Origin of the sequence: Bacillus sp. CFBP9009 (assembly GCF_036541465.1) — a bacterium.
In the GTDB taxonomy this organism is placed as follows: Bacteria; Bacillota; Bacilli; order Bacillales; family DSM-1321; genus Peribacillus.
The window spans coordinates 23572-43334 of sequence record NZ_JAZHFU010000010.1; the positions used below are offsets into that span (position 1 = coordinate 23572).

19 protein-coding genes, 2 pseudogenes and 3 riboswitches are annotated in these 19763 nt (G+C 38.6%); of the genes and pseudogenes, 5 read left to right on the forward strand and 16 right to left on the reverse strand.

The genetic code is table 11. From position 1 onward, the window contains the following. Positions 1-364 precede the first annotated feature (364 nt). Positions 365-562 carry an IDEAL domain-containing protein gene (locus V3595_RS20205; RefSeq protein ID WP_485909054.1) on the forward strand — a complete coding sequence of 66 codons (198 nt, stop codon included), beginning with the start codon at positions 365-367 and terminating at the stop codon, positions 560-562. A 252-nt stretch (positions 563-814) separates the two neighbouring features. Here V3595_RS20205 and V3595_RS20210 read toward each other — a convergent pair whose 3' ends face one another. Then, on the reverse strand, positions 815-1288 hold the full coding sequence (locus V3595_RS20210) for a MarR family winged helix-turn-helix transcriptional regulator (protein WP_101226140.1): 474 nt from the start codon (positions 1286-1288) through the stop codon (positions 815-817). Positions 1289-1439: 151 nt separating this feature from the next. On the opposite strand from V3595_RS20210, the gene V3595_RS20215 reads away from it, so the two are divergent. From V3595_RS20215 to V3595_RS20225, 3 genes are all read left to right on the forward strand, one after another. Further along, on the forward strand, positions 1440-2024 hold the full coding sequence (locus V3595_RS20215) for a DUF3238 domain-containing protein (protein ID WP_485909056.1): 585 nt from the start codon (positions 1440-1442) through the stop codon (positions 2022-2024). A 139-nt stretch (positions 2025-2163) separates the two neighbouring features. Then, complete coding sequence (locus V3595_RS20220; RefSeq protein ID WP_485909058.1) at positions 2164-2748, forward strand: DUF3238 domain-containing protein; 585 nt, start codon at positions 2164-2166, stop codon at positions 2746-2748. Between the two features lie 71 nt (positions 2749-2819). Further along, positions 2820-3446, forward strand: coding sequence for an FMN-dependent NADH-azoreductase (locus V3595_RS20225; protein ID WP_485909060.1), 627 nt, complete (start codon positions 2820-2822; stop codon positions 3444-3446). 419 nt (positions 3447-3865) lie between these two features. On the opposite strand, the gene sdaAA is transcribed toward V3595_RS20225, so the two are convergent. The 3 genes from sdaAA to V3595_RS20240 form a co-directional block, all read right to left on the reverse strand. Then, positions 3866-4741: an L-serine ammonia-lyase, iron-sulfur-dependent, subunit alpha gene (gene sdaAA / locus V3595_RS20230; RefSeq protein WP_340861946.1), complete on the reverse strand. Its 876-nt coding sequence runs from the start codon at positions 4739-4741 to the stop codon at positions 3866-3868. A 40-nt stretch (positions 4742-4781) separates the two neighbouring features. After that, a complete protein-coding gene (gene sdaAB, locus V3595_RS20235) occupies positions 4782-5444 on the reverse strand; it encodes an L-serine ammonia-lyase, iron-sulfur-dependent subunit beta (protein WP_144479140.1) in 663 nt (220 codons plus the stop codon). A gap of 76 nt (positions 5445-5520) precedes the next feature. After that, positions 5521-5706: a hypothetical protein gene (locus tag V3595_RS20240; RefSeq protein ID WP_485909225.1), complete on the reverse strand. Its 186-nt coding sequence runs from the start codon at positions 5704-5706 to the stop codon at positions 5521-5523. On the opposite strand from V3595_RS20240, the pseudogene V3595_RS20245 reads away from it, so the two are divergent. Beyond that, a pseudogene (locus V3595_RS20245) lies at positions 5694-5935 on the forward strand (transposase); the annotation flags it as partial. The gene V3595_RS20240 and the pseudogene V3595_RS20245 overlap by 13 nt on opposite strands. Before the next feature lie 270 nt (positions 5936-6205). Here V3595_RS20245 and purU read toward each other — a convergent pair. The 12 genes and pseudogenes from purU to V3595_RS20305 all read right to left on the reverse strand — a co-directional run. Then, positions 6206-7075, reverse strand: coding sequence for a formyltetrahydrofolate deformylase (gene purU, locus V3595_RS20250; protein WP_137017270.1), 870 nt, complete (start codon positions 7073-7075; stop codon positions 6206-6208). A gap of 337 nt (positions 7076-7412) precedes the next feature. Beyond that, positions 7413-8810 (reverse strand): dihydrolipoyl dehydrogenase, encoded by a 1398-nt coding sequence (gene lpdA / locus V3595_RS20255; protein ID WP_485909064.1) that lies wholly within the window; start codon positions 8808-8810, stop codon positions 7413-7415. 108 nt (positions 8811-8918) lie between these two features. Continuing rightward, complete coding sequence (locus V3595_RS20260) at positions 8919-9224, reverse strand: HesB/IscA family protein (protein ID WP_485909066.1); 306 nt, start codon at positions 9222-9224, stop codon at positions 8919-8921. A gap of 38 nt (positions 9225-9262) precedes the next feature. Further along, on the reverse strand, positions 9263-10141 hold the full coding sequence (gene lipA, locus V3595_RS20265) for a lipoyl synthase (protein WP_485909068.1): 879 nt from the start codon (positions 10139-10141) through the stop codon (positions 9263-9265). A 244-nt stretch (positions 10142-10385) separates the two neighbouring features. Further along, positions 10386-11870, reverse strand: a complete 1485-nt coding sequence (gene gcvPB, locus V3595_RS20270) for an aminomethyl-transferring glycine dehydrogenase subunit GcvPB (protein ID WP_485909069.1) — start codon at positions 11868-11870, stop codon at positions 10386-10388. Then, positions 11863-13215, reverse strand: a complete 1353-nt coding sequence (gcvPA, locus tag V3595_RS20275) for an aminomethyl-transferring glycine dehydrogenase subunit GcvPA (protein WP_485909071.1) — start codon at positions 13213-13215, stop codon at positions 11863-11865. The genes gcvPB and gcvPA overlap by 8 nt, the downstream gene beginning before the upstream one ends. Before the next feature lies 1 nt (position 13216). Next, complete coding sequence (gene gcvH, locus V3595_RS20280; RefSeq protein WP_485909073.1) at positions 13217-13612, reverse strand: glycine cleavage system protein GcvH; 396 nt, start codon at positions 13610-13612, stop codon at positions 13217-13219. 149 nt (positions 13613-13761) lie between these two features. Then, positions 13762-14871, reverse strand: a complete 1110-nt coding sequence (gcvT, locus tag V3595_RS20285; protein ID WP_485909075.1) for a glycine cleavage system aminomethyltransferase GcvT — start codon at positions 14869-14871, stop codon at positions 13762-13764. 148 nt (positions 14872-15019) lie between these two features. Next, entirely contained in the window at positions 15020-16270 is a 1251-nt protein-coding gene (gene glyA / locus V3595_RS20290) for a serine hydroxymethyltransferase (protein WP_485909077.1), read from the reverse strand. 274 nt (positions 16271-16544) lie between these two features. Continuing rightward, a riboswitch (glycine riboswitch) is annotated at positions 16545-16649 on the reverse strand. Positions 16650-16810: 161 nt separating this feature from the next. After that, positions 16811-18190 (reverse strand): amino acid permease, encoded by a 1380-nt coding sequence (locus V3595_RS20295; RefSeq protein ID WP_485909079.1) that lies wholly within the window; start codon positions 18188-18190, stop codon positions 16811-16813. Between the two features lie 355 nt (positions 18191-18545). Then, a riboswitch (glycine riboswitch) is annotated at positions 18546-18602 on the reverse strand. Positions 18603-18605: 3 nt separating this feature from the next. After that, a riboswitch (glycine riboswitch) is annotated at positions 18606-18704 on the reverse strand. Between the two features lie 281 nt (positions 18705-18985). Continuing rightward, positions 18986-19261, reverse strand: coding sequence for a hypothetical protein (locus V3595_RS20300; protein ID WP_485909081.1), 276 nt, complete (start codon positions 19259-19261; stop codon positions 18986-18988). 35 nt (positions 19262-19296) lie between these two features. Continuing rightward, positions 19297-19395 (reverse strand): annotated as a pseudogene (locus tag V3595_RS20305) (NAD(P)-binding domain-containing protein); the annotation flags it as partial. Positions 19396-19763: the final 368 nt, after the last annotated feature.

Below are 19763 nucleotides of genomic sequence, written 5' to 3' on the forward strand. Positions count from 1 at the left end.
TAAAAGATGAATGTAAATTTCAAATGATTAAATTATCCACCCTAACATTGAGTGTTGAAGACAATATCCCAAATATAATACCATAATAAACCAATTCCTTATACAACTATCCTGCCCCGTTAGTTCTATAAGAGGTAGCATCAGGAAATGGTATAGATTAACGATTAAGTAAACTGAATGAATAAAAGTTTTTGAGATGCATTAAAAATATTCTTGTTAAAGTCACAAAACTGAAGGTTTCACTGAGTTTAAACTTTCAGATGTAAACCCAGTGGCAATAGATCTATGGAACTACCAAGCAAAATATTTGAATAATCTGAAAACTTTAAGTATAATAAAAAAAAGGTCAAGGAGTTGGTTTCCTATGGAAAGGAATTTGGTTAATACGCCACCACAACCTGAAGTAAACGCCAAGGACTCTGAATTTGCTGAAATGGTGTTAAACAACGCCCTTCTTAATTTCCGAAAAGAGCAAATCCGAAAAGAGATTGACCAATCATTACAGGACCGAAACAAAGAAGAATTCCTACGATTAACTGGGGAATTGAAAAATATTTCTTAAAATATTGTATTATATATCGAGATGATTTTGAAATGAACTTAACATAATCATTGATTATCGGCATTGAAAAAGGATCTTCAAACGAAGATCCTTTTTAGCTGCTTGTTCAATTAAAACGCCCGATTGCGGAAGAACAAAATAATGATAATAATTGCTGCCTTTAGCTTAATGAACTAACGCACTCGTTAGTTCATTAAGAAAAACGATTCTTATTAAAGAATCGCGCCCTTTAATGGTTTATAAACTCTATAATTACCAGACAGGTCTTAACCTCGATGATAGTTTATCTTCATTTTCTTCATAAACTAATTTTGTTAAATCTTCTTTGAGCATTTGCAGGCGTTCAGCACCTATGTTTTCAATCCAACGTTGCTCAATCTCAGTTAGTATTTTCTCTTTTGCTTTCACTACTAACCAACCTCGTTCTGTCAAAACAATAATTTTCCCTCTCTTATCAGTGGGATGAGCTTTGCGCATTACATAGCCACTTTTCTCAAGATAATCCACCATTTTACTCACAGCTTGCTTTGTAATTCCTAAATATTCGGCTAGTTCTATACCTGTTGCTCCATTGGGAGTGATGCATTTAAACATAAAACCATGTGCAGGTCTAATATCTCCAAATCCCAATTCACTCAATCTGTCATGTAATTCATTAATTAATGTACTAAAGGATAATGATAAAAGTGATGTAAGATCCAATTCACTAAATACTTCATGATTCATAAATAAAACCTCCTTAAATAAAGTCAATTAGGTTGACTTTATTTGAAATCCATTGTACTATACACCATGTAGTCAATCAAGTTGACTATAGTTCAATTATAAAAGAAATAGGATTCACCTAAACAAAATTAATACATTATGGAGGGTTCTCATGGCTAACATCGTTAAAATTAGAGGAAGTGTATTTGCACCGTATGCTTGGTTGGAACCTATTAAAGATCCTGCAACAGAAAAGATATTCGAATACACTGGTGATGCACGTGAATTTACACCAAACGCTGTAAACACTATGCGGTCAAGATTAGAGCAAGAAGTGATTATTGATTTTTATAAAAAAGAAATTGCCACCTATACAAATGCTTGTACCGTAACTGTAAAAGTTACAAATCCAGATGGTTCTATTGATTATAAAAAAGGAAAAACAAGTACAGAAAATATTGTATGTATTAATGTTATTTGGGGCACTGATGAAGTTTCTTTTGAAATGAGGGCAAGTGCAAGCAACCCTTTAAATGCAGCAGCACCTGCGGCTGATTATTTATTAACTATACATGTTAACAAGAGTGGTGTTGCACAAATTGAAGGTGCACATGATGGGTTCCCCTGCTATGAATTTTATAAACAAACAGATTTTGGTCCATTTGAATTAATATATACACATGATTTCAGAAAAACTGGTGACACTCCAGCAGCGCTAGCTGGGGAAATGGAATACAGTTTTAAAACGACAATCTAGATATAAATACTAAGTAGAAGTTTACAAGCAGCAAATATTAAAGGAAAAGCAATAATTTATACGAAAGAAAATGCGATCTGCTTTGCTCAATGACTCAATATTATTATCCATAAAATTAAAAATCATAGAGGTATGTCTCATGACTAATATCGTTAAAGTTAGAGCAAGTGTATTTATTCCAATGTCTTGGACTGAACCTAAGAAGGATACTCAAACAGGAAACGTGATTCAATTCGAAGGTGACTCACGTGAATTTACACCATATGCTGTAAACGCTATGCGTTCCAGAATTGAACAAGAAGTAGTGGTAGATTTTCATAAAAAAGAAATCTTCACATATGCGAATACTGGCATAACAACAGAAAAAATCACAACTCCTGATGGTTCCGTTAATAAAAAAACAGGAAAAGCTAGTACGGAAGGTATTTTGTGCACTGATGTTGTATGGAGATCAGATGACGTCAAATTTCAAATGAGTGCTAGTGCTAGCAACCCATTAAATGTATATGCACCTCCCGTTGATTATCTATTAACTGTACATGTCAAAAAAGATGGTACTATCGATATTCAAGGTGCACATGACGGATTCCCTTGTTATGAATTTTATAAGCAAGTAAACTTTGGTCCGTTTGAAAAGATTCATACACATGACTTCAGAGAAACTGGTGATACAGCTGAAGCTCTAGGTGGAGACATGGAATATAGTTTTAAAAAGATAATGTAAAGACAATAGGATTCCCTTTTTAGTGAATAAATATATAACAACATAAGAGTGAGTAACAGGAGGAAAATAGAATGACAACAGTATTATTTGTAAAAGCAAACAATCGCCCCGCAAACCAGGCGGTGAGTGTGAAATTATATGAGGCTTTTTTAGCAAGCTATAAAGAAGCACATCCAAATGATACAGTGGTAGAACTTGATTTATACAAGGAAGAATTACCATATGTAGGAGTAGATATGATTGACGGTACATTTAAGGCTAGTAGAGGACTTGATTTAACAGCAGAAGAAGCAAAAGCAGTAACTGTTGCTGATAAATATTTAGAACAATTCCTTGCAGCTGATAAAGTTGTGTTTGGATTCCCATTATGGAACTTAACAATTCCAGCTGTACTACACACATATATTGATTATTTAAACCGCGCGGGCAAAACATTTAAATATACGCCAGAAGGTCCGGTAGGTCTTGTTGGAAATAAGAAAATTGCATTATTAAATGCAAGTGGCGGTGTGTATTCTAAAGGACCAGCAGCTGAAGTAGAAATGGCTGTTAAATATGTAGCAAGTATGATGGGCTTTTTCGGTGTAAAAGATATAGAGAAAATAGTGATTGAAGGTCACAACCAATTCGCAGATAAAGCAGAAGAAATTATTGCTGCAGGGCTTGAAAAAGCTGTTAAAGTAGCAAGTACGTTCTAATTAATAAAAAACTTGTCACTCAATATAGCAGTACCAACACTTTTATAGTGGTGGTACTGCTTTTTTTATTTGCTTATCTTGCTACTTTGAGAGGAGTTAGAACCCAATTGATGTAATAATTCCATTTTAATCTTATAAAACGATAGAAAGAAGGATTACATTACAATGAAAAGTTGATGGACAAAATATATATAAACTTGATTTCCTTATTCAACTAAACTGCCCCGATAGTTGCATAAAGAAAAAGCTGCCTTAAAGACAGCTCCGATTTTCAGCTAACGCACCCGTTACTTTAAGTACTGCCTGTATTTTTTCTTCTAAAGAAAATCTCGCCATAAAAACTGCACCTCCAATGCTATTGCATAAGACAGAGCAAACTTTTGAGGACGTGATTTCATAACTGAGCTCAAGGTATAGGTTTATTTAAATGAACCGAATATTTCTGCTGCCAATTTACGTCCTGTCGGAGTGGCAGCTAGACCGCCCTCTGCCGTTTCACGTAGTGCAACTGGCATGGTCAAGCCAATTTTATACATGGCATCGATAACTTCGTCACATGGAATGCGGCTCGTAATGCCTGCAAGTGCCATATCAGCTGCCGTTATCGCGTTAGATGCCCCCATTGCGTTACGTTTCACACAAGGAACTTCAACCAAACCTGCCACTGGATCACAAACCAATCCAAGCATATTTTTCAATGTGATTGCCATCGCTTCTGCGGCTTGACTTGGTGTACCGCCGGCCAGTTCTACAATCGCAGCTGCCGCCATTCCACTTGCTGAACCCACTTCTGCTTGGCAGCCTCCAGCTGCTCCAGAAATGGAAGCGTTGTTTGCTACCACGAATCCGAAGGCAGCGGAAGTGAAAAGAAAATCAATCATCTCCGCCCGGGTCGGGTTTAGTTTTTCTTTTACGGCAAATAACGTACCGGGAACCACGCCAGCAGAACCGGCAGTTGGTGTGGCACATATCATCCCCATTGCTGCATTCACTTCGTTCGTCGCAACAGCTTTACTGACGGCATCCAATAATAAATTGCCTGCGAGCGCCTTGCCCGTCTTGATATAATTTTGTAAAAGAACGGCATCTCCGCCCGTTAGGCCTGTAACGGATTGCACTCCTTTCAGACCTCTTTCCACCGCTTGTTCCATCACAGTCAAATTCCTGTCCATCTTTTCGATGATCTGTTCTCTCGACAAACTTAAGAACTCCATTTCTTGTAAAATCATGATTTCCGCGATTTTTACATTTTTACTTTCAGCAAGTTCAACCAACTCTGCTACATTTCGGAACATGTTTTTACCTCCATATCTATGCCCACACTTTTAATGATTATCATTCAACCATCCTTATGACTTGCGACACGTTTTCCAATCCTTCAATTTCCTTCATGACATCGCCCTTGATTTTCTGATCGACTTCAATCACCATAAGGGCCATTTGACCTTTTTCTTTTCGTGAAACTTCCATATGTCCAACGTTAATCTCATGATTAGCCAATACTGTCGAAACGGAAGATATGATTCCAAACACATCGTTATGCACGACTAAAATGGCTGGGTTTTCACCTGACAATTTAAGCTTGAACGTATTCAACTCCGTTATTTCTATCGTTCCGCCGCCAATCGAGATCCCAACAAGTTCCAATTCTTTATCTTCGTCGAACAGTCTGATTTTGACTGTATTAGGATGATCCGTCACAGTATCCTCGATTGTAAAGGAAACTTCCATACCGGCTTCTTCCGCTATCGTTAAAGAGGCAGGGATTCGTTCATCATCCGTATCGAAATCCAATATCCCGCCTACGACAGCAACATCCGTACCGTGTCCCCTGTATGTTTTTGCAAAAGAACCATATAAAGAAATAATGGCTTTCTTCGGTTGCTTTCCGAATAATGTCCTTGCTACTCTGCCAATTCTGGCAGCTCCTGCTGTATGTGAACTGGAAGGTCCAATCATGACGGGACCGATTATATCGAATGCAGATCTGTATTTCATTGTGTAATGCCCCTTTTCTGGCAAAGAAATTTGTTTAGCCGTCTTTCAATTGCTGCTTTTTGTTTTTCATTCACCCTTATTTGTGAAACAGTTCTAATCTTTTAATTCTGAACACGATTGAGCCAAGGAAACCTACCCCAGCTCCAACAACTGCACATATCCCAGCAGTGATCGTCACTTTTACAGGATCATTGAAACTGTACATAACTGCCAACCCTGCGATTGGTGTCGACGTCCCGGTTGCATTATGGATCAGAAGCATGGAAAAAGTTTTACAAGCAGAGAACGGCCGTTGAACGCGTCAATGCCTATTTAAAAGAATTCTTTCAACTAAAAATGTCCGTTATCGAACAGGCGAAAAAGCCAAAGTTCAGTTCAATCTTACCAGGCTTGTTTATATTTATAATCCTCCGAAATTAGCAGTAGATCTCCTCAATCAACAAATGCACAAAATGAATCAAGCTGTTAACCGTTTTTTTAATGTAGACTAAAATTCTGTAACTCTCACGAAAGAAAAACTTTTTATGAAATTGATTCAATTATAATAGAAATGGACATGTGGGTATTAATATAGGAATAGGTATAACTAGTACTGGTGTCCCGTTTGAGGTATGACAAAATACTCACAAGGTCGAGTATTTTGTCTGTTCTAATAGAATTAGTAGAAAAATCTTTGAAAATATTGAAAAAATATAATAAGTTACTCAATTATCTTTAAAATTTTTGTTTATCCCTATCTTTGAAGCATCTTAATATTGTACTCAATCAAACACGATTGTTTTATTACCATGAATAATAACTTTATCTTCAATATGCCAGGAAACAGCTTGGGCAAGAACTTGTCTTTCCACATGACTTCCGGCAACCTTTAATTCTTCTATTGTATGTCTATGATTAACCCGCTTTACATCTTGCTGAATAATGGGTCCTTCATCAAGATCATTCGTAACATAATGAGCAGTTGCTCCTATTAACTTAACACCACGATTATAGGCTCTCGCATAAGGATTTGCTCCGACAAACGCCGGTAAGAAAGAATGATGAATGTTAATAATTTGATTTGGAAACTCCGATATAAATGCAGGGGAAAGAATTTGCATATATCTAGCCAAGGCAATAAAGTCTACTTTCCCTTTCAGTAGTTCTAGCGCTTTCTGTTCTGCTTGTTGCTTCGTTTCATGAGTTAAAGGAATATGGTAATAAGGGATATCATAACTTTCTACTATTTTTTTAAAATCAGGATGATTACTGATCACCATCGGGATTTCTACTGGAAGTTCATTTGATTTCCAACGCCATATAAGCTCCATAAGACAGTGATCCATTTTGGATACAAAGATGGCCATTCGTTTTCTTTTCTTATTACCACTTAAGCTCCATTCCATCGCATAAGCCTGAGCCAGCACATGTAAGTCCTCCTCAAGTTTTGCATAGGAAGCATCAACATCGTTTAAATCAAATTCGATCCTCATAAAAAACATACCTGCTTGTGGATCCGTCGTATGTTGGTCAAAATGAACAACATTTGCTTTGCTTTCTAATAAAAGGTTAGATACAGCCGAGATAATACCTGGCTTCTCTGGACAAGATATTAATAATTTAGCACGGTTAACATTCACTTCTTTATACAATGGTCTCTCACCATCCTTTAGAGTTGTACTTAAAAGTTGTAAAAAGCTTTCGAATTCAGAATGATGGCTAAACACAACTGCTTTTGGTGTCTGAAAAATACTGTTACTACAATTCTGGCCTTCTAGATCTACGTTGAGGGCGGGCGATAGAACCTTAAAAATTACTGACAGACGTTTTTCCGTTCACACCTTCATATCTTCAGTTTTCATAGTGCTTAAAATAGAGGAAATATACTACCTGATACTTAATGCCTTGCTTCTCCCACCTATCAGAAGGTTCGCCCTTCCCACTATGAAGGAAGAGGTGCTCGCCTCTATTCTTTTACTATTTTTTTAGTTAGGCGTGTATTTCCTTACCATATACAGCTAGGGCAGCTTCCCCAATTGCTTCCGCTAATGTAGGATGAGGGTGTATCGTATGCGCAATATCCATAGCTGTTGCATTTAATACTCGTGCAAGACCCGCTTCTGAGATCATATCGGTTACATGAGGCCCAACCATATGCGCTCCTAACAACTTACTAGACTCTTCTTCAACAACGAGTTTGACAAAACCGTCTGATTCACCAAAAACAAGAGCCTTTCCAATCGCACGAAAGGAGAATTTCCCTGTTTTTACTTGATACCCTTTCTCCTTCGCATCCTCTTCTGTTAGTCCAACACTAGCTATCTCCGGGCTACTATATATGCATTTTGAAACAAGCGATGGATCAAGTGGCACAGGGTTTTCTCCTGCCATATGTTCAATTGCGATGATTCCTTCATGTGAAGCAACATGGGCAAGCTGCAATCCTCCAATTACATCTCCAATTGCATAAATGTTTGGCTCAGTCGTTTGATAATACTCATTTGTTTGAATAACACGTTCAACTTCAACTTTCGTATTTTCAAGGTGAATGCCTTCTATATTTGGTAATCTTCCGACAGATACTAATAATTTTTCTGCTGAAAATGTCGTGTCTTTCCCTTTATATTCCGCCTTAATAGAGACACCCTCACCTTTTTCTAACGATTCTGGAAGCACCTTTGCCCCTGTTACGATTTTCACACCTTTTTTCTTCATTAGTCGCTGTACTTCCTTTGAAATATCTTTATCTTCCGTCGGTAAAATGCGATTGGCATACTCTATCACAGTTACTTCTAATCCAAAGTCAATAAGCATCGAAGCCCATTCTATTCCAATAACACCGCCGCCGACAATAATGATGGAATTTGGGAGCTCTTTCATTTGTAGAGCTTCATCCGATGTCATCACATATTCGCTATCTGCTTCTAGGCCGGGTAATGTCCTTGGACGAGATCCTGTTGCTATTAAAATATTTCGAGGGTTCAATATCATTTCCCGTTCTTCATGATTCAATTTCACTAAAATATCTTTCGACTGTAAAATACTTCCTTTACCTTCAAACACATCTATTTTCCCTTTTTTCATTAAATGTTGTACACCTTTAAATAAGCGTTCAGTAATTTCTTCTTTCCTGGCCTGTACTTTTGAGAAGTCCAGTCCTACTTCCGGTGCAATAACACCGTATTTTTCAGCGTTCTTTGCATTCGAATATACCTCTGCACTTCTTAATAATGCTTTACTTGGAATACAACCTGCATGAAGGCATGTTCCACCAAGTTTACCTTGTTCCACGACCGCCGTTTTTAATCCTAATTGAGACGCACGAATGGCCGCAACATATCCACCGGTGCCGCCCCCAATGATAACAACGTCATATTCTTGATTCACCTAATACATCCCCCTTTTGTTTTCATAACCATGGATATATGGATAGAGTATGAAAAACAACTTATTAAACACGATCTATTCTATCAATAGGTAAGCCGTGACGATTCATTAATTTATTTCAATGGCACATGTACTGGATGCAAAGCTTTCTCCAACAATAAAGCCACGATCTTCTAAATAATCAATTTGTGTCTCTTCATCTAAATAGCGTTTTGTAAAATGATCTAATCTAAGCTGAACTCCCTCATATTCAATAATTGCATCGTTTCTGCGGGGCTCGTCCAATACGAGGGAGAACTTCACCGACACCCCGCAGCCGCCGGCTATAGCAGCATCAATGCGAGGAATTTGCGCATCCTTACGTGTCATTTCCTTCAGTTTATTCATGGCTGCCTCTGTTATTTTGACTATCATCTGATTCTCCCCTTTCTTAATGGATTATTGAAAAATGATTACGCATTAGCCTTAGTTGCACGGACTTGTTCATCTGCATGATAGGAGGAGCGAACAAGCGGACCGGCTTCGCAATGACTAAACCCTTTTGACATGGCAATGTTTTTCAATTCTTCAAACTCTTCTGGACTCCAATATTTTTCGACCTTCAAATGTCGTTTAGTCGGCTGTAAATATTGACCAATAGTCATAATGTCCACTTCATTAGTACGAAGATCATCCATCGTTTCCATAATTTCTTCTTTTGTTTCTCCTAGACCAATCATAATGCTTGATTTCGTCGGGATAGTGGAATTCATTTGCTTTGCCCGCCTTAAAAACTCTAGTGAACGTTCATATGTTGCACGTGCACGAACTTTTGGAGATAAGCGCTTTACTGTTTCAATGTTGTGATTCAAAATGTCTGGCCTTGTATCCATCAATGTTTTTAAGTTGTCATATTCCCCATTCAGATCAGAGGGGAGAACTTCAATGCTGCAAAATGGATTTTGCCGCCTCACTGCCTTTACAGTTTCCGCAAATACCTCTGCTCCGCCGTCTTTTAAATCATCACGAGCAACAGCGGTAATCACAACATGCTTTAAGCCCATTTGCTCTACTGATTCTGCGACACGTCCGGGCTCTTCCCAATCAAGCTCTGATGGTAGCCCTATTTGAACTGCACAGAACCTGCAAGCTCGCGTACATACACTTCCTAAAATCATGAAAGTTGCCGTTTTTCTGACCGCCCAGCATTCATGAATGTTAGGACATCTTGCTTCTTCACAAACAGTATGAAGCTTTTTTTCACGCATCATTTTCTTTAAGCCCGTATATTGGTCATTCGTATTTAATTTAATTTTAAGCCATTCTGGTTTACGAAGATTACTGATGGACATTTTATTTCTCACTCCTATGAGCAGATGTAATTTTAGCTTTAAAGAGGTTGTTCAATAGTCCTATAAAAAAACCGATTGAGTTTCTCCGTTCCTCTGACTTTTTGGTTCTCAAGACTATTTCTCCTTGCACTTCTTGGCTCTTTTGTCATCCTTTTTACACGCGTTTATATGAAACCACCATGAATGAAATAATGAGATTCTTCTCTTTATTTTCATCCCTGGTGGTCCATGTTCAAGCATTTATTTATGACTTTACCGTTTCTTCCTCTACTACTTCCTCTTTGGAATAACGCAAGATTGGTTGTCTAGCTGCTTGGACCTCATCCAATCGCCCAATGACCGTAGTATGTGGTGCGTCTAAAACAACCCCTGGGTTTTCTTCCACTTCTTTGGCAATTTGAATCATTACATCCGCAAAAGCATCGAGTGTTTCCTTCGACTCTGTTTCTGTCGGTTCAATCATCAAACATTCCTCAACATTTAACGGGAAATAGATGGTCGGCGGATGGTAGCCGAAATCTAGCAGACGTTTTGCCATATCAAGCGTTCTTACACCTAGCTTTTTCTGCCTAGATCCGGATAGAACAAATTCATGCTTGCAAATTTGTAAATATGGCGCTTTAAAATATGGCTCTAATCTTTTACGAAGGTAATTAGCATGAAGCACGGCACTTTCAGATACTTGGCGCAGCCCTTCAGGCCCCATCGTGCGAATATAAGTATACGCCCGCAAGAGAATTCCGAAGTTTCCATAATACCCTTTTACCCTTCCGATAGAGTGCGGATAATTAGCCTTCAGCACATATTTATCACCTTCTTTTTCTATGCGCGGCACTGGCAAGTAAGGAGTAAGTTTCTCTTTCACACCGACAGGGCCTGCCCCTGGACCGCCACCTCCATGAGGCGTCGTAAATGTTTTGTGAAGATTTAAGTGCACGATGTCAAAGCCCATTTGACCTGGTGTTGTTTTACCTAAAATGGCATTGGCATTCGCTCCATCATAATATAATAGGCCCCCTGCTTCATGGACAACCTGGGCGATTTCCACAATTTCTTTTTCAAAAAGTCCAAGGGTATTCGGATTCGTCAACATTAGCGCAGCTGTATCAGGTCCTACATGTTTCTTTAATTCTTCTAGGTCAACCAATCCATTTTTATCGGATGGGATCGTGATCGTTTGAAAACCAGCAACACTTGCACTTGCAGGATTTGTACCGTGCGCGGAGTCTGGAACAAGTACTTTCGTTCTGGTTTCACCTTTTTGAGCATGATACGCCTTAACCATCATTAAACCTGTCCATTCCCCTTGAGCCCCTGCAGATGGCTGTAAAGTTACAGCATCCATTCCTGTAATGACAGCTAGCTCTTCTTGTAATTCATATAAAACTTCTAATGCACCCTGTACTGTTTCAACGGGCTGATATGGATGAATGCGGCTAAAGCCTTCCAGACGTGCCACATCTTCATTTATTTTCGGATTGTACTTCATGGTACAAGAACCCAATGGATAGAATCCATTATCGATCCCATGGTTTTTATTAGAAAGCGCGGTGTAATGGCGGACAAGCTGCAACTCTGATACTTCTGGGAGCTCCGCCGGTTCGTCACGAATTAAATGCTTTGGAAATTTGTCATTTATATCAACATAGTCAACGTCACTATCCGGAATACTTGAACCTACACGTCCTGGACGACTTATTTCAAAAATTAACTCATTATATTCAACCATTTACAATCGCCTCCAAAGCATCAACAAATTGGTCAATTTCTTCTTTTGTTCGCTGCTCAGTCACAGCTAGCAGCATTTGATTTCCAAAGCCGTAATCACTTTCTAAATCAAATCCACCGATAATACCCGCCTTAAGAAGTTTTGCATTGACTTCCTTTACCGGTCGAGGAAGCCCGACAACAAACTCATTGAAGAATGGTGCTTCATTGATTATGGTAAAGCCCTTCTGTTTTAAAGTTTTCGCCATGTAATCAGCTTTCTCAATATTTAGCTGTGCCATTTGACGAATCCCTTGCTTTCCAAGTGATGTCATACAAATAGAGGAGGCAAGAGCATTTAATGCCTGGTTGGAACAAATATTGGATGAGGCTTTATCACGGCGAATATGCTGTTCACGGGCTTGCAGTGTTAACACAAATCCACGTTGTCCTTTTTCATCTGCTGTTTGCCCTACAATACGTCCTGGGATTTTGCGCATGAGTTTCTTACTTACCGCAAAATAGCCGCAGTGTGGACCGCCAAAGGACATCGGGATTCCTAATGGCTGCATATCACCGATCACAATATCTGCCCCAAGTTTCCCAGGAGCTTGCAAGAGTGCTAGTGCAAGAGGATTGGAGCTTACTATTAAAAGGGCACCTTTTTCTTCCGCAATTTTCTTAATTGCGTTTAGATCCTCAATGGAACCGAAGAAATTTGGATATTGAACAATTACGGCAGCAGTGTCCTTATCGATTTGTTCTTGCAGCTTCCCTAAATCTGTAACCTCATCAGCAAGATTTACTTCCTCAGCTGTGTATCCCGGACCTCCGGCTACTGTATGTAAAATAGCTCGGGATTCAGGATGTACCGCTTTGGATACAAGTACTTTTGAACGCCTTGTAGATGCAACGGCAAGTGATGCAGCTTCTGCAAGCGATGTAAAACCATCGTACATGGAAGAGTTAGCCACATCCATTCCTGTCAACTCACAAACCATCGTTTGAAATTCAAAAATTGCTTGTAATTCACCTTGACTGATTTCCGGTTGGTAGGGTGTATAAGCTGTGTAAAATTCGGAACGTGAAATCATATGATTTACCACACTTGGAATATAGTGATCATATGTACCCGCACCTAGGAAAGTTGGGTAATGATTTGCATTTTTGTTTTTTGTAGCAAGCTGATTCATTTTTTTCAAAAGAAGCGGTTCAGGAACCGCCTCTGGAATGTTTAGCTCATCCTGCAGGCTAATTTCAGCTGGAATATCTTCAAATAACTCATCTATTGAAGAAATATTTAAAAATTTGAGCATTTCCTCTTGGTCCTGTTTCGTATCAGGGAGGTATCTATAAGTGGCTGTCATATTATTCCTCTCCTTCATTAGTAAATGCTTGATATTCATCTTCGTTTAGAAGTGAATCTAATTCTTCTGGATTGGACATTTCTACTTCGACTAACCACCCTGCTTCAAATGGATGCTCGTTAATCGTCTCTGGAGCGCCTTCTAACTCTTCGTTTACAGTAACTACCTTACCTGAAACAGGTGAGTAAAGTTCGGAAACGGCTTTAACTGACTCGATCGTTCCCATCGATTCATTGACAATTACTTCATCATCAATCGCTGGATTTTCAACAAAGACGATATCACCTAACGCCTTTTGTGCATAATCAGAGATTCCAATACGTACATGATTTCCTTCTAATTGTTGCACCCACTCATGTTCTTTGCTATATCGTAAACTTGATATTACTTTCGTCATTGTATTTTCCCCTTTTCATTTTTACTATTGCCATAATTCAGAATATATTTTAGATAATTTACTCATAGCAGGTTTTCGATTTCGGGCTGCATGCAAAGTAACCGAATTCGACTTAAAACTACACGATAACTCAATTAAAATATTTCCACTTATCTTTTGTAGAATGGTGCATTAACAATAACGGCTTCAATCAGTTTATTACGAATTTCCACTTTTATCGGCGTCCCCACTTCAGCTTGGTCGGCTGATACCAAGGCAAGACCTAAGCTTTTCTTCAAAGATGGTGATTGTGTTCCGGATGTAACAATACCTATTTCCTCTCCACCTTTAGAAATTACCTTGTAACCATGACGCGGAATCCCTCTGCCTGTTACTTCAATCCCTACTAATTTTCGTTTTAATCCAGCTTCTTTTTGTTCTGTAAGAGCAGATTTTCCGATAAAGTCACTTTCTTTGTTCGTCTTTACGACAAAGCCGATTCCTGCTTCAAGCGGGCTGATATCGTTACTGAGTTCTTGTCCATAGAGTGCAAGACGTGCTTCAAGTCGAAGCGTGTCCCGTGCACCAAGTCCACATGGTTGTAATCCATTCGTGGTTCCTGCTTCTAAGAGCTTTTCCCAGAGTACTACCGCTTTGTCTGCTGCTAAATAAAGTTCATATCCATTTTCTCCTGTGTAACCTGTACGGGATACAAGTATGTCGGTAATCCCGGAGATGTTGACATGTTGGGCGAATTTAAAAGAGCCAATTTCTGATAAATCTATTTCCGTTAACTTTTGCAAAATGCTTTCTGCCTTTGGACCTTGGATGGCAAGCTGAGCGATGTCTTCCGAAATATTTTGGAGCGTCATCTCTCCTTTTACATGCTGCTTCATCCATTCGTAATCTTTCTCAATGTTTGCGGCATTAATAACGAGTAAATATTTTTCATTCCCTAATTTATAAACTAATAAATCATCGACCGTTCCGCCGTCTGGATAGCACATTGCGGTATACTGTGCTTGATTGATGCTAAGCTTTGTTACATCGTTTGTAACAAGGTAATTAATATAACTCTCGGCATCTTTCCCTTCCACAAGTACTTCTCCCATATGAGAAACATCAAAAAGTCCTGCTTCTGTTCGAACAGCTTCATGCTCTCCTAAAATGCTGGTAAATTGAACTGGCAGAGCCCAGCCACCAAAATCAATAACTTTTGCTCCGTATTTTTTATATACTTCAAAAAGCGGTGTTTGCTTTAATGCTGTTTCAGTACCCATGATTTACCCCCAATTATGTTTTTTTGCAAAATAGATGTTCTTTTCCTGTTTACCGGTTTCTTTCATCGCCAGGCCTCCAAAAGACGTTTCTCGAAGGGTCCTTGGCATACCATTTCCTATACCTTATACATGGCTTCAATTACCTCATTTACACAGTAATTGGCTGTTGAAATAACGGATAAACATCACAAATCCCTTTGGTTGTTTCTCTTGCTTTCTGAAGAACGTCTTTATTCCCTTTACTCTTTAGAACAGTTGCAATCACTTCACCGATTTTCACCATTTCATCCTGCTTCATGCCTCGAGTTGTTAAAGCTGCTGTTCCCATTCGGATCCCACTCGTAACAAATGGCTTTTCTGGATCATAGGGAATCGTATTTTTATTAGCGGTAATACCTGCTCCTTCTAATAATTTCTCTGCTTCTTTTCCTGTTAAATTCCAAGGACGCAGATCTAAAAGGACAATATGATTATCTGTTCCACCAGAAACAAGGGTTGCACCTTCATTTTTTAATGTTTCGCCAAGTGTTGCAGCATTTTCAATGACTTGTTTCGCATAATCCTTAAAGCTTGGTTGTAAAGCCTCGTTGAAAGCAACCGCTTTTGCTGCAATGATATGCATGAGTGGGCCGCCTTGAATTCCTGGGAACACGGATTTATTAATCGCTTTGATAATTTCTTCATCGTTCGTTAAAATGATCCCCCCCCGCGGTCCTCTCAATGTTTTATGAGTTGTACTTGTCACAACATCTGCATATGGGATTGGGGATGGGTGAAGACCAGTTGCTACCAGCCCGGCTATATGAGCCATATCCACCATAAGTTTTGCACCAACTTGATCGGCAATTTCTCTAAATCGTGCAAAATTAATCGTTCTTGGATAGGCACTTGTCCCTGCAATAATCAATTTAGGTTTTTCTTTCTTTGCGATAGCTTCCAACTCATCATAATCAATTAGTTGAGTATCTTCTTTAACTCCGTATGACACAACTTCAAACCATTTTCCTGAAACGCTGACTGGACTTCCATGAGTTAAGTGGCCACCATGTGAAAGGTTCATTCCCATCACTTTATCACCAGGCTGCAGCAGTGCGAAAAAAACTGCGAAATTGGCTTGTGCACCTGAGTGTGGCTGAACATTTGCATATTTTGCACCAAAAAGCTTTGTTAAGCGCTCAATAGCTGCTTGTTCTGCCACATCGACAAATTCACATCCACCATAATAGCGCTTTCCTGAATAACCTTCTGCATATTTATTTGTCATCACGCTTCCCATTGCCTCTAATACATCTGGGCTAACGAAGTTTTCTGATGCAATTAATTCCAGGGTTTGAAGTTGACGTTGTCCTTCCTTCTCAATCGCTTCAAAAATGGTTAAATCATTTTGTTTTAAACTCATTTTATTTTCCTCCTAGACATTTTTTAATTATTCTGAATTTTAATGTGGTTCAAGACACTAAAATCTCTTTCCCGCTACAGCTACTTTTCTATGAAGACTGTTAAAAACAGTATGATTTACTACCTTTTTTGCACGCAAAAAAGGACAGAAAAGGGTAACGTAGCGTTCACGTTCTCTACCCTTCTCTGTCCTTTTACCTGAGAGTTTAGCTCCATTTTAAATAGAACCTTTCCCCTTTGGTGGCGTACATGTTTATACGCGCTCTCCAGAGGTGCGTCCAGTTGTGGTTCCATCTACCTGAGAGATTTGTTCCAAGGGTCTTTTTGGAACTTGCTCCTTCGGTGGCTCGTGTCGCATTGCACTCTCCCACAACTGTCATCCGCTTATTCAATTTGGTACATTTAGAATAGTAGTTGTGATTAATTATGTCAAGCAATTTTGAAAGCGCTAACAACACTATTCTAAAATAATCTTTTTCTCATCAAAATATGATCATTCAGATATCATAATGGTTGCTTATTAAAGCGGGCAGATTGCCGCTTAATTTCCCGCTACCTTCCTCTGATCCATCTGATCTACCTTCGTTTTCCGCATCTTATAAATCGCAATCAGCGAAATAAACCAAACAGGAGTTACGAACAAGGCAACACGAGTATCTTCTGAAAGTGCAAGCACAACAAGTACGAACGCTAGGAAAGCAAGGATCAAGTAATTAGAAATTGGATAAAGTGGTAATTTAAATTTGTTCATTTTCGCTAGATCTGGCCTTGTTTTGCGGTATTTCAAATGACTGATGACAGTAATTCCCCAAATAAAGATGAAACATACTGTAGAAATACTTGTAATTAACGTAAATACTCCTTCTGGCATTAAATAATTCAAAACAACGGAAGTTAGAATGACAACAGTTGAAAAGGCCAATGCATTGGAAGGTACTTTACGGGCATTAAGTTTTGCAAATGGCACAGGTGCATTTTTATCTTTGGCAAGTGAGTATACCATCCGGCTTGTACTGAAGATTGCGCTGTTACATGCCGAAGCAGCCGATGTTAGGACGACAAAATTGACGATACCAGCAGCTGCAGCGATACCAACAGCCACGAATACTTGGACGAATGGGCTTTCCGATGGGATGATTGCGTTCCACGGATAAACACTCATAATGACAATAAGTGCGCCAATGTAGAAAATTATAATCCGAATAGGAATATTATTGATTGCTTTTGGGATAACTTTCTCTGGATCTTCTGTTTCACCTGCTGTAAGTCCTACAAGTTCAATACCAACAAACGCAAACACTACCATCTGGAATGAGAGGATAAAGCCATTCATTCCATTTGGGAACATACCTTCGTGGCTCCATAGATTCGTGAAACTGGCTGCGCCTGAATCTGTGGAAAAGCCTTTAATAATCATGAAAATACCGATAACAATTAGTGCTAGAATAGCGATAACTTTAATTAATGCGAACCAGAATTCCATTTCGCCAAAAAGTTTTACGGTGGCTAGATTCATAAATAGCAAAATGACAAGCGCAATTAAACCTGGCATCCACTGTGGTACGGAGGGAAACCAATACTGGGTATAAAGACCAACTGCTGTTAAGTCGGCCATTGCGATTGAAATCCAGCAAAACCAGTAGGTCCAGCCAGTAACAAATGCTGCCATATTACCTAAATAGTCTCTTACAAAGTCAACAAAAGAATGATAGTTCAAATTAGATAAGAGTAGTTCTCCAAGAGCGCGCATGATTAAAAAACAAATGACGCCTGTAATCAAGTAAGCAAATAAAATTGATGGTCCTGCTAAATGAATAGATTTTCCTGCCCCAAGAAATAATCCCGTTCCGATTGCCCCACCAATAGCGATGAGTTGTACATGTCTGTTTTTTAGGCCTCTCTCCAACTTTTGTTCCTGCATACGATTTCCCACTTTCTACTTTTATAGGCTATTTGTGATTTTTTCCTGATTAAAGGGTCAGTCCTTCAATGAGTTAAATAATTAGCGTACTGGGAGACTGACCCCACTAATGTAAGCGCTTTCTCGAATAGGTACTAGATATAGACTTTTTTCAAAATAGATTCATATTCTGTCCCCTTTTTTAATTTTTTTTCTAATCTACCAACCTTTTTGAAAAAAATATTGTGCGTTAATCGTTAAAATTAAAAGATTGACTCTTTTTTTAACAGATTTCAATGCACACTCCTCTCTTTTTCCTTTTTTTATCTTTCCAAATCAAAAAGGACAGAGGAAAGATAGGGGGTTTCCTAACTTCCTCTGTCCTTTTACCTGAGAGTTTAACTCCTTCGGTGGCCTATGGCTCTCTCCAGAGACGCGTCCAATTGTAGTCCATTTACCTGAGAGATTAGTTCCCTATTTTTAGGGTTTGCTCCTTCGGTGCTAAACAACGTTTAGTCTCTCCCACAATCATCATCCGCTGATATAAAGTTGCTTTAATAGTTGTATATTAACGGGTTTTAATGGGAATTTCAACGACTATCTGAAAAATCCTTATTTTCTGAAATTTAAACATAAACGATATTGATTTTTCTGACAGTTCATAAATTAGAAGTTATTAGCTATGCAAAATCAAATTTGTTGTATCGTAGGTGCAAACCGATCCACTTTTGAACGGATGCTGAGAAAAACGAAGGATTTAGGCATTTAGTCGATTGAAAATACATCTAAATCTAAAGGTGGGAAAGGACATAATGTCTATATTTTTAACACAATTAATGTATGGAAAAAGAGAAAATTGACGTATTGCGAGACTCGCGAGAATCCTTGCAGCAGTATTGATGGCTTAGAGGAACCATCCTTCTCTTCTTTCTTTTCCTCCTTAGGTTCAGCAGTAGTTTCAGTAGCCTTCTCTTCTTTAGCAACTTCCTCTTTGTCCCAATCACTTGCTATATTAGCAATGACGATAATTGCTAGAACCCATCCCCACCACTTCTTTGGCTTCTTTAGCTTGATTTTCTTTTCCTTACTCATTTTAGCTCATACCCCCTTTACAGTTCAGATCGACAGTTGTAAACAGAAATAGAATAACCTCGACTTTCAATATTTAACACTAGATTTTTACCCATTACGGCTAAACCTATCACACCGATTTGTTGTTTTGCCATGGTCCTTTCGTCCCTTCTTAATTATTCGAATTAAGCTTAGCTACTTTGAAATCAAACTTTAAATCTCGTCTCTAGTTATACAATAATAAACCTTATTGATCCAAATTATTTACTTGGATATACGTTACTCCGGTTCTATCTTCTCTTTTCAAAGCCTAGTTTTCAAGGTAGATAAACACATATTCTTCATGTAAGATTTAACTCCCGGCTGATAAACGGATTCAATACTATAAAACAAGAAGGAAAGGAGATTCACGTTTTCAACAAAAACTGTATTTCTAATGCAGTTGGTTGACTGGATTAAGCATTATCAATGTACCCATATTGTCTACTGGAAACCATGTGTGAATTTACTAGATGCTGAAGAT

What these genes read in the sequence shown, in the direction of transcription:
- V3595_RS20205 (WP_485909054.1), top strand. Translation starts at nt 365, where the DNA reads ATGGAAAGGAATTTGGTTAATACGCCACCACAACCTGAAGTAAACGCC.
- V3595_RS20210 (WP_101226140.1), bottom strand. Translation starts at nt 1,288, where the DNA reads ATGAATCATGAAGTATTTAGTGAATTGGATCTTACATCACTTTTATCA.
- V3595_RS20215 (WP_485909056.1), top strand. Translation starts at nt 1,440, where the DNA reads ATGGCTAACATCGTTAAAATTAGAGGAAGTGTATTTGCACCGTATGCT.
- V3595_RS20220 (WP_485909058.1), top strand. Translation starts at nt 2,164, where the DNA reads ATGACTAATATCGTTAAAGTTAGAGCAAGTGTATTTATTCCAATGTCT.
- V3595_RS20225 (WP_485909060.1), top strand. Translation starts at nt 2,820, where the DNA reads ATGACAACAGTATTATTTGTAAAAGCAAACAATCGCCCCGCAAACCAG.
- sdaAA (WP_340861946.1), bottom strand. Translation starts at nt 4,741, where the DNA reads ATGTTCCGAAATGTAGCAGAGTTGGTTGAACTTGCTGAAAGTAAAAAT.
- sdaAB (WP_144479140.1), bottom strand. Translation starts at nt 5,444, where the DNA reads ATGAAATACAGATCTGCATTCGATATAATCGGTCCCGTCATGATTGGA.
- V3595_RS20240 (WP_485909225.1), bottom strand. Translation starts at nt 5,706, where the DNA reads ATGCTTCTGATCCATAATGCAACCGGGACGTCGACACCAATCGCAGGG.
- V3595_RS20260 (WP_485909066.1), bottom strand. Translation starts at nt 9,224, where the DNA reads ATGATAGTCAAAATAACAGAGGCAGCCATGAATAAACTGAAGGAAATG.
- lipA (WP_485909068.1), bottom strand. Translation starts at nt 10,141, where the DNA reads ATGTCCATCAGTAATCTTCGTAAACCAGAATGGCTTAAAATTAAATTA.
- gcvPB (WP_485909069.1), bottom strand. Translation starts at nt 11,870, where the DNA reads ATGGTTGAATATAATGAGTTAATTTTTGAAATAAGTCGTCCAGGACGT.
- gcvPA (WP_485909071.1), bottom strand. Translation starts at nt 13,215, where the DNA reads ATGACAGCCACTTATAGATACCTCCCTGATACGAAACAGGACCAAGAG.
- gcvH (WP_485909073.1), bottom strand. Translation starts at nt 13,612, where the DNA reads ATGACGAAAGTAATATCAAGTTTACGATATAGCAAAGAACATGAGTGG.
- gcvT (WP_485909075.1), bottom strand. Translation starts at nt 14,871, where the DNA reads ATGGGTACTGAAACAGCATTAAAGCAAACACCGCTTTTTGAAGTATAT.
- glyA (WP_485909077.1), bottom strand. Translation starts at nt 16,270, where the DNA reads ATGAGTTTAAAACAAAATGATTTAACCATTTTTGAAGCGATTGAGAAG.
- V3595_RS20295 (WP_485909079.1), bottom strand. Translation starts at nt 18,190, where the DNA reads ATGCAGGAACAAAAGTTGGAGAGAGGCCTAAAAAACAGACATGTACAA.
- V3595_RS20300 (WP_485909081.1), bottom strand. Translation starts at nt 19,261, where the DNA reads ATGAGTAAGGAAAAGAAAATCAAGCTAAAGAAGCCAAAGAAGTGGTGG.